This is a genomic window from Halococcus sp. PRR34, from assembly GCF_028617175.1.
In the GTDB taxonomy this organism is placed as follows: domain Archaea; phylum Halobacteriota; class Halobacteria; order Halobacteriales; family Halococcaceae; genus Halococcus; species Halococcus salifodinae.
In genome coordinates, this window is the sequence record NZ_JAQJDA010000001.1 from 344,738 (window position 1) to 359,154 (window position 14,417).

Consider the following 14,417-nt stretch of genomic DNA (forward strand, 5'->3'; position numbering starts at 1 on the left):
ATGCCACGGACGACGTGGGAGATCCGATGACGAACGCAGTCGAACTCCAAGAGATCACCAAGCGCTTCCCGGGAGTGATCGCCAACGATGACGTCTCGCTCGCGGTCGAACCCGGCACCGTACACGCGCTGCTCGGCGAGAACGGCGCGGGCAAGTCGACGTTGATGAACGTGCTCTACGGGCTCTACGAACCCGATGCGGGCACCATCGAGCTCGACGGACAGTCCAGAACGTTCGACTCGCCACGGGACGCCATCGATGCCGGAATCGGGATGATCCACCAGCACTTCATGCTCGTCCCGCCGATGTCGGTGGCCGAGAACGTCGTGCTCGGCCACGAGCCGAAAAAGTGGGGCGGGCTCGCGACCGACCGGAACCAGGCGAGCGACGCGGTTCGGGAGCTCGCCGAACGCTACGGGTTCGCGGCCGACCCCGACGCGACGGTCGAAGACATCAGCGTCGGCGAACAGCAGCGCGTCGAGATTCTGAAGGCGCTGTATCGGGGTGCCGACGTGTTGATCCTCGACGAGCCCACGGGCGTGCTGACGCCACAGGAGGTCGAGGAGCTGTTCGCCGTGTTCGAGGAGCTGACGGCGGAGGGGAAGACACTGATCTTCATCACCCACAAGCTCGGCGAGGCGATGGAGGCTGCCGACGAGATCACGGTGCTCAGAGACGGCGTGAACGTCGGCACCGTAGATGCGGACGCCACCACCCGCGAGGAGCTCGCGGAGATGATGGTCGGCCGTGAAGTCGTGCTCGATGTCGACGCCGGCCCCGCCGATCCCGGCGATAGCGTCCTCTCGGTCGACGGCCTCTCAGTTCATGGCGAGCACGGCGCGAGGCACGTCACAGATACGGGGTTCACGGTGCGCGAGGGCGAGATCTTCGGCATCGCGGGCGTCGACGGCAACGGCCAGTCCGAACTCATCGAGGCGATCACCGGGCTCCGGGTACCCGACGCCGGCACCGTCGATCTCGACGACGAGGATATCACCCGGGTCTCGCGAAGCGGCCACATCGACCGCGGGATGGCCTACGTCCCCGAAGACCGCCAGGAACGCGGTCTCGTGATGGAGTTCGATCTCACCGAGAACGGCGTGCTGGGAAGTCAGCACACCCCGCCGATCGGCGGCGGCCGGATCGACTGGAACGGCGCTCGCGGCCACGCCACGGACATCATCGAGGAGTACGACGTCCGGCCGCCGGAACCGGCGGCGGCAGCCCACTCGCTCTCGGGTGGCAACCAGCAGAAGTTCCTGGTCGGCCGTGAGTTCGAACGCGATCCCGACGTCGTGGTGGCGACCCACCCCACCCGAGGAGTGGACGTCGGCTCGACCGAGTTCATCCACGACCGCTTGCTCGAACTCCGTGATGCGGGCGTCGCCGTCCTTCTGGTATCGGCGAACCTCACGGAGGTCCGGGGACTGTCCGACCGGCTCGCGGTGATGCACGACGGCCGGTTCGTCGACGTCGTCGATCCCGATGCGGTCACCGAGGAGGATCTCGGCCTCCTGATGGCGGGCGAACAGCTCGCAGAGCGCGAGTCCGCCGACGTGACGGCCGATGGCAGTCAGCAGGACGACGTGTCACGTGACGACGAGACCGGTGCGGAGCAGCGCTCGACCGGAGGTGAGCGATGAGCCGCCGGGATGACATCGAAGACGGACTCGCACGGCTGGTGGCGGCGTCGTGGGTCGAGCGGCTGCTGTTGAGCCTCGCGGCGCTCGCGGCGTCGATCGTCGTCGGCGGCGTCATCGTGGTGGTGTCGGGAATGGCGGCGACATGCGAGGAGCCGGCGTTCGCTTTCTTCGGGCCGACGTCGTGTTACGATCCGGTCGGCGTGTACGTCCAGCTGTTCCAGGGCGCGATCGGGAACGTCCTCGCCGATCCCTTCAACTTCCAGATCGCACTCACGCTGAAGGAGACCACGCTGCTCGTCTTTACTGGACTGTCGGTCGCGGTCGCGTTCCGCGCCGGCCTCTTTAATATCGGCTCGCAGGGCCAACTCGTGGCTGGCGCGCTCGCGACCGCGCTCGCGGTGCTGTTCGCCGCCCCGCTGGTGCCCGCCGGACTCGGCACGATCGTGCTGGTGCCGCTCGGCGTGATCGCGGGCGCGATCGTCGGCGGCCTCTACGGCGCGATTCCAGGAGCGCTCAAGGCGTATGCCGACGCGAACGAGGTCATCACGACGATCATGCTCAACTTCGTCGCGGCCCAGGTCGCCTTCTTCCTCGTCTCGTCGTATTTCCCCGCGCCGGGGAGCCAGTCGGTCGAAACGCGAACCGTTCCGGGAGCGGCGGTGCTCGAATCCACACTGTTCGGCTCGGGCAGCAACTTCTCGGTGTTCGTGTTCGTCTTCGGGCTCGCGCTGGTCGCAGGGCTGTACTACCTGATCGAGCGAACCGCGTTCGGGTACGATCTCCGGACGAGCGGGCTCCAGCCCGAGGCCGCCGAGTACGGTGGCGTCGACGCCGATCGCACGATCGTGACAAGCATGGCGCTCTCGGGTGCGTTCGCGGGCATCGGGGGCGCGGTCTGGGTGCTGATGGTCACGGGACGCTTCACGGCCTCGGTTCCTTCGCTCGGGTTCGACGGCATCACGGTGTCGATCCTCGCGGGCAACAACCCTCTCGGCGTGGTGCCCGCGGCGCTGCTGTTCGGCGTGCTCAAAAGCGGGTCGCTCGCGCTCCAGCTCTCGGCCGAGTCGCCACCGAAACAGCTCGTGGGCGTGCTCCGCGGACTGATCATCCTGTTCGTGGCGATGCCGGAGTTCTTCCGGCTGCTCGGGAAACGATTCGTCACCACCGGCCGCGATCCCGTCGCGACTGACGGCGGTAAGCCCGTCGAAGACCGACGGTCCTCGCCGGACGAGCAAATCGAGTCCGGCGGTAGCACGGAGTTCGAGCGGACGGAGGGCGAACAATGAGTACCACCGAGCTTCGAAACACCGTCGCGGAGTACGGACCCCGGCGGCTGCTCGCCTACGGTGCTGGTGTGCTCCTCGCGATCGCGGTGGTCTACGGTGCAATCTTCCCGAACACGGCCGCCGGCGATCTCCTTCGAGTCGCACTGAGCGAGAGCACGCTGGGGGCCGCACTCCGGCTCGCGGTGCCGATCGTGTGTGCTGCGCTCGGCGGGATCTTCGCAGAGAAATCCGGCGTGATCAACATCGGGCTCGAAGGATTGCTGATCATCTCGGCGTTCACGGGCGTCTACGTCGCCGATGCGATCGGTTCGCTGGCGTTCCTGCCCGGGATCTGGGTCGGCTTCTTCGCCGGCGTGCTCGCGAGCACGCTGCTGTCGCTGCTGTTCGCGGTGGTCTGTCTGGAGTATCAGGCCGACCAGATCATCGCCGGGCTCGCGGTGTGGCTGATCGCGCTCGGGCTGGCCCCGTTCATCTCGCAGGTCGCCTACGGCAGCGTCAACACCGACAGCGTCGGCACGCTCGGGACATGGACGATCCCGGTGCTCTCGGAGCTCCCGTTCGTGGGATCCGTACTGTTCGATGCGAGCCCGGTGGTGTACATCATGCTGTTCGCGGTGGCCGGCTCGTGGTACGTCCTGAATCGCACGTCGTTCGGCCGGCACGTCCGTGCGAGCGGCGAGAACCCGAAGGCGCTCGACACCGCCGGCGTGAACGTCACCCGGACCCGGTACGTGGCCGTCACGCTCTCGGGCGTGCTCTCGGGGATCGGCGGCGTCGGGCTCTCGCTCGGCCAGGTCGGGCTGTTCATCGGTAACGGCCAGACGATGGTCAACGGCCGCGGGTTCATCGCGATCGTGGCCTACCTCTTCGGCAACTACAACCCGGTGGGAGCGTTCGGGGCCGGCGTGCTCTTTGCTGGTCTCGACGCGCTTCAGCTCCGTCTCCAGCAGATCCCGGCGTACGCAGTGCCGAGCTCGCTCGTCCAGACCATCCCGTACATCACGGTGATCATCGTGCTGGCGCTGGTCGGCCGAACTCGAATTCCGTCGGCGGCCGGCGATCACTACGAGTCGGGCGAGGACTAGAGACCCCCACTTTTTACAAGGGGTCCTCGGTCACTCGCTTCGCTCGCTCCCTCGAACCCCTTCCAAAAACCTGTTCTGCCGAACGAAGTAAGGCAGAGCTCGGAAGACGAGCGAAACGAGTCTTCCGGAGGACTGAAAACTCCCGCTCACTCGGCCTCCGGAAGAGCGGAGCTCTTCCGTGCTCTCGTTCGCCTCCGCCTCACGAGAACTTCGGCCTCGTTCGCGGTGAACCGCACTCGCTACGCTCACGGGTCACGTTGCTCCTCGTTCGTTTGGCGGCCCTCGCTGCGTCTGCTCACGGGCGGCGCGAGGCGACGGAGCCACCTCGAATCGCGGCGCGTAGCGCCGCCCACGCTCGTGCGGACGGTCCACATCCGCAACCGCACCGCCGAAGCCCTCGGCCGCGAGATGCAAGCGAAGCGAGCACCTCGGAACGAGCGAGCGGCGAAGCCGCGAGCGCCTCGCCCTTCATCCTCCAGGCACCGCCGCCGCTGCCACACCGCCACCGCTGCCACCGTCACAGCCTCGCGCTCGGTGGTTATTTCACGAACGAGAGCGAATCGCGGAGCATGGACGACGAAGACCTCGTCGCGGCCGCCCGCGAGGCCACGGCGAACGCCCACGTCCCGTACTCCGAATATCAGGTCGGCGCGGCACTCGAAACCGCCGACGGAACGGTGTTCACGGGCTGCAACATCGAAAACGCGAACTACTCGAACAGCCTCCACGCCGAGGAGGTGGCGATCGCCGAGGCCGTGAAAAACGGCCACGACGAGTTCGCGCAGGTCGCGGTGACGTCGAGCGAGCGCGACGGCGTGCTCCCCTGCGGGATGTGCCGCCAGACCTTCACCGAGTTCTGTGACGACGACTTTCGCGTGCTCTGTGACGAAGCGGACGAGCTCGCCGAGTACCGCCTCGGCGACCTCCTGCCCGACGCGATCACCGCCGAGACTCTGGGACGATGACCGGCGACAGCGAGGACCCGAACGACGAGGTGCAGTACCACCTCGGCGTCGGCGAGGACGACGTCGCCGACACCGTGCTCCTGCCTGGCGACCCCGAGCGCATCCCGAAGATCACCGGCGTGTGGGACGATGCGGCAATCGTGGCCGAACACCGCGAGTACCGCACCGCGACCGGCGAGCACCGGGGAACGCCGATCAGCACCACCTCAACGGGGATCGGCAGCCCCTCGGCGGCGATCGCGGTCGAGGAGCTCGCACGCGTCGGCGTGGACACCTTCCTCCGGGTGGGCTCCTGCGGCGCGATCCAGCCCGAAATGGAAGTGGGTGATCTCGTCATCACCTCCGGCGCTGTGCGCCAGGAAGGTACCAGCGAGGAGTACGTCCGCGAGGACTACCCCGCAGCGGCGGACGACCGCGTGGTGGCGGCGCTGGTCGCGGCCGCTGAACGCCTCGATTACGACTACCACGTCGGCGTGACCGCGAGCACCGACAGCTTCTACGCCGGCCAGGGTCGCCCCGGGTTCGAGGGGTTCGAGGCCGCCGGCAGCGACGAACTCGTCGAGAATCTCCAAGAAGCCAACGTCCTGAACATCGAGATGGAGGCGAGCACGATCTGCACTCTCGCGAACCTCTACGGCCTCCGGGCGGGCGCGGTCTGTACGGTGTACGCGAACCGCGTCACCGGCGAGTTCCGAACCGAGGGCGAGACCCGCGCCGCCGAGACTGCGAGTCTCGCATGCGCGCTGCTCGCCAAGATGGACGAGCGGGCGCGCGAGGCCGGGGCCGATCGGTGGTATCCCGGGCTTGGTATCGAGGCCGAGTAGCGGCGAAATCGACACCGCCGTAACGTGATGCGAACCGATCACCGACGACAGCGGTTTCCCGATTGAGAACCCTTTTCGATCCCGAGACCCTTCCTCCGATGTGGCGTCCCCGTTCGATGTCCTCCGAGTCGAGCCCGACGCGAGCGAGGAGGCGATCGAGCAGGCCTACCGCGAGCGGGTGATCGAGGCCCACCCGGACCACGGGGGTTCTCCCGAGGAGTTTCAACGTGTTCGGACGGCGTACAAGCAGCTCCAGGCGGGCTACGAGCCCGAAGTCGATACCGAGCCAGAACTCGAAGACGAGGAGAGTTACGAGCAGGCTGGCTCGCGGGTCGAGTACCTCAACTACGCGGTGCTCGACGACCACGGCTGGGATCTCGACGACGACGATCTCTTTGGGAAGGCCGCAGAGGGCGACCTCGACCACGAGGACTACGGCGAGTTCCTCGTCGAACCCCACGAGTCGTTGCTCGAAGCCGCCGAAAATCGCGGGTTCATGTGGCCCTTCGCCTGCCGCGGCGGCGCGTGTGCGAACTGTGCGGTCATCGTCAAGCAGGGCGAGCTCTCGATGCCCGTCAACAACATCCTCCCGCCGGAGATGATCGAGCAGGACATCCGGCTGTCGTGTAACGGTATCCCGGTCACCGACGAGATGCAGGTGCTCTACAACGTCAAACACCTCCCCGAACTCGAAGAGCTCCGGCTGCCGCCACGACCGTTCGAGCAGGCGTATCCGGGCGATTGAAACCGCGTTCGATCGGCGAGACACCGGCAACGTTAGAACGTCTTTTAATCGTTCACGAAGTCGTTTGCGGAGCGGTTGGCTGGTCCGGTGGACTCGAACGCTGGACCGGTGTAAAGAAAAGTTCGGTACGGTTCGTGGACGTTACTCGCGCCGTCGGCTTGCGAGCAACGCGGCTGCGAGCAGTGCAACGACGGCAACCACGGGACCGAATCCGGGGCCGAACGCACCGCTACCGCCCGAATCGCCGGAGCCGTTCGATTCGTTCGCGGCCGTTCCGTTTGTTCCGTTGGTTGCCTCGGTGGCGTCGTCAGCGGCCGTTTCTTCGGCGCTCGTCTCTTCAGCCGTCGTTTCCTCGGCACTCGTCACGTCGGCCGTCGTCATCCCATCGGCGGTCGTGCCGGTGGTGGCGTTGTCGGCCGCGTCGTCGTCGGTGGTCGCTGCGGTCGTGTTCGACCCGTCGGCAGCGCTGTCGTTCGTGCCGCCAGCGTTCTCGACGGTGACCTGAGCGATGTCGACGATCCGTCGGTCGCCCTCGGGCGTGAGCGCCGCGTCCTCTTGGCCATCCGAGGAAACGTAGTCGAACTCGCCGTTCTCGTTGGTGTCGGCGTGCACGACCGCTGTCAGCGACGCCGAGCTGTCGAGGGACTCGTCGAGTGCGATCCGGATGTTGTCGGACGTGCCAGGTTCGAGCAGGTACGACGCACCGACGACCTGATCGGTCTGGTTGCCGGATTGGCTGCTATCGTAGATGGCGACGAAGCCCTGTCGGGGGAGGCTCGCCGACGCGACGAGGAGCGACTCGCCGCTACTTTCCTGATCATCGAACGTGACGCTCGGACTACCCTCGACCGCCGCGTCGCCACCGCTCGTCGTGGTGTTGGTCGGTGATTCCTGTGGCTGGAGACCGTTCGTGGTGAGCGCACCCGCCATACCGGCGCTTGCCACCAGCAGCGCCGATAGGAGGGCAACAGTGAGTGTGCTCGTTCGCATACGGACCACCGTACAGAGTCGGGGCACATAAATGTGGAGATCGGGCCGGCGGGCCGACGGCCGGAGGCGGGTTCCCGGCCGGTGACTGCGCCGATGCCACAGTCCGGTACACCCGCGGGCTTATTCGGTTCGCTACCAATCGATCCACATGAGCGGCCCTGGTCTCGATCCGACCCAGCTCGATCGGTACTCCAGACACGTCATCATGGACGAGATCGGTCCGGCGGGCCAAGCCAAACTGCTCGACGCGCGCGTGCTCGTGGTCGGGGCGGGCGGGCTCGGCTCGCCCGCGATCCAGTATCTCGCCGCTGCGGGCGTCGGCGCGCTCGGGATCGCCGACGACGACATCGTCGAACGATCGAACCTCCAGCGCCAGGTCGTCCACGGCGACAGCGACGTCGGCCGGAAAAAAGTCGACAGCGCCGCCGACTTCGTCACGAGACTGAACCCCGATATCGATGTCGAGACTCACGATCTGCGCGTCGGCCCCGGCACGATCGCCGATCTCGTCGCCGACTACGATTTCGTTCTCGACGGGTCGGACAACTTCCGCACCAGATATCTCGTGAACGACGCCTGCACGCTCGCCGGCATTCCCTTCAGCCACGGCGCGATCTACCGCTTCGAGGGGCAGGTCACGACCTTCACCCAAGGATCGCCGTGCTATCGGTGTCTGTTCCCCGAAGCGCCGCCCGAGGGGACGGTGCCGGACTGTGCGACCGTGGGCGTTCTCGGTGCGCTTCCTGGGGTGGTGGGTTCGATTCAGGCGACCGAGGCCGCAAAGTATCTGATCGGTGTGGGCGAGACCCTCGACGGTCGGCTGCTGGTGTACGACGCGATGGACATGAATTTCGAGGAGGTGCCGATCGCACCGAACCCCGACTGCCCGGTGTGTGGCGAGGGAGGGATCGAGTCAGTCGGTGAAATCGAGTACACCGACTCGTGTGCGGTTGGATCAAGCTAAGTCGAATTAAGGAAATGTAATACCAAGGCTACTTCGTCTGATTTCATCCCTCATCTCTTTGATTAAATTGTTTCTTCCGCCAAAATCCATCTCATGTGACAGTATTTGTTCTAATGATTTTCGAACATAGCCTCGAGATTTTTCCAAACTGTCCTCTTTCAGTTCCCTGCGTCCGCCACCGTGAGCGACTCCCCATACACCGCTCCTTTCATCATACAATTCGGCAATATCATCGCGAATCCTCTCTTTAGATTCAGGATCAGTACCTAATAGGATGGCAACTCGCTGCGCTAAATCGCTTCTATGTAACCCTTCTTGACCAGAGTTTGCAGAATAGAGTGCCTCAAGTATGATTATCAAATCACTAAATGCCACTCGATCATTTCTCCTAACATAGCTTGAATTGAATTTCTCTATCGCCATACGCAAATTGGATTCCATCGACGAGAAATCCTTTGATTCGAGAATCCCATACATATTCAATAGTTTCTCTTCTTGATCGATTGTAAGGTCGCCCCATAATCTTGGCCGTACACGATTCTTTTCAATAGTACTTCGGATGCCTCGTAACCAGGGAGCTTTCGAGCGTTCGTAATGTGCGAAGTATACAGCGTTCCCTGAATGCGAGATTCGCATAGATGTGAGTATATTTTCGATCCGCTGTTTTGTTTCTCTACGTTTGCTCTGAGAGATGTCGGTATCTCTACCTTGCTCGGCAGATTTCTGTTTTGCAAACCGATACTCTATTAAACTTTGTGAGTTTGTCCAATGCATATGTTCTTCTTGATCTGAGGTTCCCAGAAAGAACTCTAAGTCTTCCGTTGTTGTGCGTCTGATGCATGTGTTCTTGTCTAACTTGATTGAATCACCATCAAATACTAATCCTGCCAAAGGTACAATAGCTGAAACTGATATCGAGTCACAATCAAGGCTAGAGATATAGTCCTTAAACTGTCTATCAAAATCCTCATCCAAAAAGGAAACAAGTGTGTTAGTACAAGATTTCTCAAAAAGGTCTACTAGAAATCCCAACAAAATCTTGTTTAATTCTCTGTTTGGCGAATGATATTCCACAATGCACTCATATTCCGAATAGAGATGTTCTCTCAATCGCTTGAATTGGCATAGTTGAGTGACTGTTTCCCTACAATCATGAACTAATCTGTAATAGTCTGGTTTTGCGTAGTTCTCAGTGTGAAGAGAGCCTTGTGGGATTTCGGTCGTCTCGCCAGTGTTTGAGTTGTGTTTAGTTGCCGGCCTCCAATCAACACTCAAGCCGTGGGTATAACTTACCGATTCAGTTTCCTGAACAACCTTTCCAGTAGCAACATTAGCAAAATCACGGAACAGTTCTCGTGTCGTACTGTTCATATTCTTCGTATTGACTCACTCAACTCGCCAACAGCGCTAAGCATTGCGGTCCGAAAGTGATGATTTCATTGTAGTTTATTTAGGGTTCGACCGTGGGCTCGCCCCGGAGCGTCCGGAGCGGGCGGGCAGCCTCGGTGGGCGGCGAATCGAACAGGTCGGGATGGACGATTCCTGCGAGATGTTCGAGCGAGTCGACGAGCCGGGGTCCTGGTCGGTTCATGAACTGATGACCGTCGAGCGCGTACGCGCGTCCCTCACGCACCGCAGTGAGATCGTCCCAGTCCTCACGGTCGGTCAGGTCCGCGAGGTTTTCGGCGGTCTGGTCGAGGTCGAACCCGCAGGGCGCGACCACGAGCACTTCGGGGTCGTACTCGCGGATTGCGTTCCACTTGCGGGGTCGCGAGGTGTCACCCGATTCGGCGAGGCCGAACGACCCACCGGCGAGGTCGACCATCTCGGGCACCCAGTGGCCGGCGGTCATTACGGGATCGGTCCAGTCAAGCACCGCCACGCGCGGGCGTTCCATGGCATCCTCGGCCGTCCTCGCGACGGCCTCGACGCGCGCTTCGAGGTCGGCGACGAGTTCGTCGGCCTGTTCCTGAGTATCCGTGGCGTTGCCGATCCGCCGGATGTCCGCAAAGACATCCCCCAGACTGTGGGGATCGGTCGTCAGCACCTCGCAGTCGAGGTCGAGTTCGTCGACTGCCTCTCTGACCAGCACCGAGTCCACCGCGCAGACGTCACAGATCCCCTGGGAGACCACGAGATCGGGATCGAGCCGGTCGAGCGTGTCGAGATCGATGTCGTAGACTCCCTCGCCGTCCTCGGCTTCGAGGACCTGGCTGTCGATTGCGGCACTCGACGCCTCGGCGTCGACCCGCGAGCGATTGGCCGCGGGCTTTGCGGCCGCTTCGGGCGGGTAGTCGCACTCGTGGGAGGTCCCGACGGGTTCGAGCCCCAGCGCGTAGACGATCTCGGTCGCCGAGGGCAGCAGCGTGACGATGCGCATGCACTCGCTACGGGCGGGAGCCCCAAAGCCGTTCAGGTGACAGAGATTTACCCGCGGCGGGGCGATGGCGGGTATGCAGCCGACCACGGCCGGGACCTACCGCGTGCTCGACAGCACGCGTGGGTCCGACGAGTTGCTTCTGCTCGATGTCGAAAGTCAGGACCCGACCTACGTCACGACCGCAGGCTACGAGGGCGATCTCGCCGAAACGGTCGCGGAACTGGAACCCGGCAACCGGATCGACGCGACGCTGTCGTGGGACGACAGCGCGCCGCGGTTCGACGACCTCGCGATCGACACCCGGACGGCGATCGAGTTCGTCGACGGTGCGACCGACATCTTCGAGGTCGCGCGCGAGACGTGGAACGAGGCGCGGCGCGAGGGGGAAGCGATGAACTCGCGGGTGACTCAGGACACTGACGGCGAGGAAAACGGTGTGGTCTACACGTTCGCCGAGCAGGCGGGCCAGCGCGATCTCTACGGCGAGTTTCGGGACGGTGTCACCCCGCTCGAACCGCTGATCGATCGGCTCGGCGAGGGTGCGGAGCCACCGTACGCAGCCTTCGTGATCCGACCGGCCGAACACCCTTTCGTGCTCGTCGCGCTCGCGCTCGATCGCGATGGCCTGTTCACGGAGACGATCCGCGATACGTACGTCGACTGATCTCGCGGTCACGACGGTCCGTTTATACTCCGGAGCGCACAACCCACCCCCATGCTCGACGAGGCAGATCGTGAGGACTTGGAGAACATCCGGCTGCGGCTGCGCGTCCTGAGCGGGATGCACAAGCTCGATGCCATCGAGAACCAGGACGAGCTGACCGACCGCGAGGCAGGCGAAGCCGAAGGCAAGAGCGTCGCGTACGGGAAAGCAGCCGATCACGTCGCCGCCATCCTCGACGACGAGTACGAGTCGACCGGTGTCAACGAACTCGTCGCCGAACTCCCCGAGGAGTGGAGCCTCAATCTCCTCCGATACGCCGCATACAGCGATCGATCCGACGAATAGCGGCGCTGCTCTCGTTGGGGGCGGCTGCGGCCGCCGGGCGGTGCGGGCCTGGCGTCCTGCGGTCGCTCCGCGACCGCAGGGCTCAGGAGAGCAACGCTCTCCTGGCGTCTCGTGTGAGTGAAACGAGCACGAGGCTTGTCGGAGGTTTCTCTGACAGCAGATGAAGGGCGAGGTGCGAGCGAAGCGAGCACCGAGGGCTTCGGCGGTGCTGTTGCGGTAGCAGGCGGTTGCGGAAAGCGCGAGCAGTTGTACCGCGAGTGAGCGCCGAAGGCGTGAGTGAGCGGGTGTTTTTAGTCGAGGTTTTTGCGAGGGGTTGAGCGCGACCGCAGGGAGCGCGAACCCCCGAAGTAAAAAAGTCGTTAGTCGTCAGCGGGAGCCGCGCCCGAGCTCTCGTCCTGCTTGGCCTTCGTGTGCGGGAGCTTGCCGCCGTCGGCGAGGATCTCGCGCTCGCGGGCGGAGGCGTCGAGCTGACCAGTTGCCTCCCAGTCGTCGTTCACGCGGATCGTGAACTCGTCCTGGCCGCTCCGGACGGCCTCCTCGACATCGTCGACGATTTCGATATCGTCGCCCTGCTCGATGTCGGCGTAGGTGTCCTCGTCGATCGTGAGGGGCAGGAGTCCGAAGTTGAACAGGTTCGCCTTGTGGATCCGGGCGAAGCTCTGTGCGAGGACGCCCTCGACGCCGAGATACATCGGGCAGAGCGCGGCGTGCTCGCGCGAGGAGCCCTGACCGTAGTTCTCGCCGGCAACGAGGAAGCCGCCATCGGCGTCCAGTGCGCGCTGGGCGAAGTCGTCGTCCACTCGGGAGAGAGTGAACTCGCTCAGTTTGGGGATGTTCGACCGGTACATCAGGATGTCCTGGGTGGCCGGAATGATGTGGTCGGTCGTGATGTTGTCGTCCATCTTGAGCAGCGCCGAGCCCTGGAGGTGGGCGTCGAGCGGGTCCTTCAGGGGCACGTCGCCGATGTTCGGCCCTTTCACGAGTCCGTCGTCGACCGCCTCGTCGGGCGCGATGAGGTCGGCGGTCGAGCCGTCGTACTGGTCGGCCATCTCGAAGCCGGGATCCTCGAGATCGCCGAGGTCGTCGGCGAGGTCGCGCGGATCGATGATCTCGCCCGCGAGCGCCGACGCAGTGGCGACCTCCGGCGAGCAGAGGTACACCGAGTCGTCCTCGATGCCAGATCGGCCCTCGAAGTTGCGGTTGAACGTTCTGAGGCTCACGGAGTCGGAGGCGGGCACGTGACCGATACCGATACACGCGCCACAGGTCGCCTCGGAGAAGTTGACGCCGGCAGCCATCATCTCGGCGGTCCAGCCCTCGCGCGCGAGGAGCTCGGAGGCCTGTTTCGAGCCGGGCGCGACGATCATCTCGGTGCGCTTGTCGACCTCGCGGCCTTCGAGCATCTTCGCGCCGGGAAGGATGTCCTCGTAGGCTCCGTTGGTGCACGAGCCGATGATGACCTGTTCGACGTCCTCGCCGGCAACCTCGCGCACGGGAACGACGTTGTCGGGCATCGACGGCGTCGCGATGAGGGGTTCGAGGTCGGAGAGATCGACCACGATCTCGTCGTCGTACTCGGCGTCGTCGTCCGGTCCGATCTCGACGTGCTCGTCGCCGCGGCCGAGCCGGTCGAGGAACTCCTGGGTGTGGTCGTCGGTCGGGAAGATCGAGGTCGTCGCCCCGAGCTCGGTCCCCATGTTGGTGATCGTGGTCCGCTCGGGCACCGAGAGGTTCTCGACGCCAGGCCCGGTGTATTCGAGCACCTTGCCGACGCCACCTTTCACGGAGAGCTCGCCGAGCAGGTGGAGGATCACGTCTTTGGCGGTGGCCCAGTCGGGCAGCTCGCCTTCGAGGCGGACGCTCACGACCTCCGGCATCTCGATGTAGTACTGACCGCCACCCATCGCGACGGCCACGTCGAGACCGCCGGAGCCGATCGCGAGTTCGCCCATCCCACCCGGGGTGGGGGTGTGCGAGTCGCTGCCGAGCATCGTCTTGCCGGGCGCGGCGAACCGTTCTTTATGAACTTGGTGACAGATGCCGTTGCCCGGTCGAGAGAAGTGCGCACCGAACGTGCCGGCCGCCGAGCGGAGGAAGCGGTGGTCGTCGCTGTTTTTGAAGTCGAACTGGTAGGTCTGGTGGTCACAGTATTGGGCCGCGAGTTCGGTCTGGACCTCGTCGAGGCCGAGTGCCTCGAACTGGAGCCAAACCAAGGTACCGGTGGTGTCCTGGGTGAGCACTTGGTCGATGTCGATCCCGATCTCCTCGCCGGTTTCGAGCTCGCCCTCGACGAGATGGTCGTCGAGAATCTTCTCGGTCAGCGTTTTTCCCATAGCACCGAATACTCGGCCGGCCATCGGTATAAATCCCGCGCGTTTCGCACGAAAGACCGCCACACTCCGCAAGAATTGCCGGACGGGACAGGACACACGCTGACACTCGAAAGCACTGACTGCTGAAGGCGGCGGCGCGCGGGAGTGCGCGAAGCGCACGACTCGCGCGAGGGATGAGTGACGCGAGGTCGAA

Annotated in this window: 13 protein-coding genes; 9 read left to right on the plus strand and 4 right to left on the minus strand. The window is 63.8% G+C overall.

Annotated features, from left to right (window positions below; all coding sequences use genetic code 11):
- The first annotated feature begins 26 nt into the window (after window positions 1-26).
- The 6 genes from PHA81_RS01735 (at window position 27) to fer (ending at window position 6,548) form a co-directional block, all read left to right on the plus strand.
- Window positions 27-1,643, plus strand: a complete 1,617-nt coding sequence (locus PHA81_RS01735) for an ABC transporter ATP-binding protein (RefSeq protein WP_049910385.1) — start codon at window positions 27-29, stop codon at window positions 1,641-1,643.
- Entirely contained in the window at window positions 1,640-2,929 is a 1,290-nt protein-coding gene (locus PHA81_RS01740; RefSeq protein WP_005045763.1) for an ABC transporter permease, read from the plus strand. The genes PHA81_RS01735 and PHA81_RS01740 overlap by 4 nt, the downstream gene beginning before the upstream one ends.
- Window positions 2,926-4,014 (plus strand): ABC transporter permease, encoded by a 1,089-nt coding sequence (locus PHA81_RS01745; protein WP_005045761.1) that lies wholly within the window; start codon window positions 2,926-2,928, stop codon window positions 4,012-4,014. Before PHA81_RS01740 ends, PHA81_RS01745 begins: the two co-directional genes overlap by 4 nt.
- Before the next feature lie 272 nt (window positions 4,015-4,286).
- Window positions 4,287-4,979: a cytidine deaminase gene (gene cdd, locus PHA81_RS01750; RefSeq protein WP_241430421.1), complete on the plus strand. Its 693-nt coding sequence runs from the start codon at window positions 4,287-4,289 to the stop codon at window positions 4,977-4,979.
- The gene (locus tag PHA81_RS01755) at window positions 4,976-5,803 is read left to right on the plus strand and encodes a nucleoside phosphorylase (protein WP_005045756.1); all 828 of its coding nucleotides are present in this window, start codon (window positions 4,976-4,978) and stop codon (window positions 5,801-5,803) included. The genes cdd and PHA81_RS01755 overlap by 4 nt, the downstream gene beginning before the upstream one ends.
- Before the next feature lie 100 nt (window positions 5,804-5,903).
- On the plus strand, window positions 5,904-6,548 hold the full coding sequence (fer, locus tag PHA81_RS01760; RefSeq protein ID WP_005045754.1) for a ferredoxin Fer: 645 nt from the start codon (window positions 5,904-5,906) through the stop codon (window positions 6,546-6,548).
- A 141-nt stretch (window positions 6,549-6,689) separates the two neighbouring features.
- Here fer and PHA81_RS01765 read toward each other — a convergent pair whose 3' ends face one another.
- Window positions 6,690-7,538 (minus strand): PGF-CTERM sorting domain-containing protein, encoded by an 849-nt coding sequence (locus PHA81_RS01765; RefSeq protein WP_273834852.1) that lies wholly within the window; start codon window positions 7,536-7,538, stop codon window positions 6,690-6,692.
- 148 nt (window positions 7,539-7,686) lie between these two features.
- On the opposite strand from PHA81_RS01765, the gene moeB reads away from it, so the two are divergent.
- The gene (gene moeB, locus PHA81_RS01770) at window positions 7,687-8,502 is read left to right on the plus strand and encodes a molybdopterin-synthase adenylyltransferase MoeB (protein WP_005045748.1); all 816 of its coding nucleotides are present in this window, start codon (window positions 7,687-7,689) and stop codon (window positions 8,500-8,502) included.
- A 6-nt stretch (window positions 8,503-8,508) separates the two neighbouring features.
- On the opposite strand, the gene PHA81_RS01775 is transcribed toward moeB, so the two are convergent.
- The gene (locus tag PHA81_RS01775; protein ID WP_152424530.1) at window positions 8,509-9,873 is read right to left on the minus strand and encodes a HEPN domain-containing protein; all 1,365 of its coding nucleotides are present in this window, start codon (window positions 9,871-9,873) and stop codon (window positions 8,509-8,511) included.
- 79 nt (window positions 9,874-9,952) lie between these two features.
- Window positions 9,953-10,882: a cobalamin-binding protein gene (locus PHA81_RS01780; protein ID WP_005045746.1), complete on the minus strand. Its 930-nt coding sequence runs from the start codon at window positions 10,880-10,882 to the stop codon at window positions 9,953-9,955.
- A gap of 73 nt (window positions 10,883-10,955) precedes the next feature.
- Here PHA81_RS01780 and PHA81_RS01785 point away from each other — a divergent pair, with 73 nt between their 5' ends.
- Entirely contained in the window at window positions 10,956-11,546 is a 591-nt protein-coding gene (locus PHA81_RS01785; RefSeq protein WP_005045743.1) for a DUF6663 family protein, read from the plus strand.
- Between the two features lie 51 nt (window positions 11,547-11,597).
- Entirely contained in the window at window positions 11,598-11,891 is a 294-nt protein-coding gene (locus tag PHA81_RS01790; protein WP_005045741.1) for a hypothetical protein, read from the plus strand.
- Window positions 11,892-12,250: 359 nt separating this feature from the next.
- Here PHA81_RS01790 and PHA81_RS01795 read toward each other — a convergent pair whose 3' ends face one another.
- Window positions 12,251-14,224 carry an aconitate hydratase gene (locus PHA81_RS01795; protein ID WP_005045738.1) on the minus strand — a complete coding sequence of 658 codons (1,974 nt, stop codon included), beginning with the start codon at window positions 14,222-14,224 and terminating at the stop codon, window positions 12,251-12,253.
- Window positions 14,225-14,417: the final 193 nt, after the last annotated feature.

Coding starts and splice junctions, on each gene's coding strand:
- PHA81_RS01735 (WP_049910385.1), top strand. CDS start 27: ATGACGAACGCAGTCGAACTCCAAGAGATCACCAAGCGCTTCCCGGGA.
- PHA81_RS01740 (WP_005045763.1), top strand. CDS start 1,640: ATGAGCCGCCGGGATGACATCGAAGACGGACTCGCACGGCTGGTGGCG.
- PHA81_RS01745 (WP_005045761.1), top strand. CDS start 2,926: ATGAGTACCACCGAGCTTCGAAACACCGTCGCGGAGTACGGACCCCGG.
- PHA81_RS01755 (WP_005045756.1), top strand. CDS start 4,976: ATGACCGGCGACAGCGAGGACCCGAACGACGAGGTGCAGTACCACCTC.
- PHA81_RS01765 (WP_273834852.1), bottom strand. CDS start 7,538: ATGCGAACGAGCACACTCACTGTTGCCCTCCTATCGGCGCTGCTGGTG.
- moeB (WP_005045748.1), top strand. CDS start 7,687: ATGAGCGGCCCTGGTCTCGATCCGACCCAGCTCGATCGGTACTCCAGA.
- PHA81_RS01775 (WP_152424530.1), bottom strand. CDS start 9,873: ATGAACAGTACGACACGAGAACTGTTCCGTGATTTTGCTAATGTTGCT.
- PHA81_RS01780 (WP_005045746.1), bottom strand. CDS start 10,882: ATGCGCATCGTCACGCTGCTGCCCTCGGCGACCGAGATCGTCTACGCG.
- PHA81_RS01785 (WP_005045743.1), top strand. CDS start 10,956: ATGCAGCCGACCACGGCCGGGACCTACCGCGTGCTCGACAGCACGCGT.
- PHA81_RS01790 (WP_005045741.1), top strand. CDS start 11,598: ATGCTCGACGAGGCAGATCGTGAGGACTTGGAGAACATCCGGCTGCGG.
- PHA81_RS01795 (WP_005045738.1), bottom strand. CDS start 14,224: ATGGGAAAAACGCTGACCGAGAAGATTCTCGACGACCATCTCGTCGAG.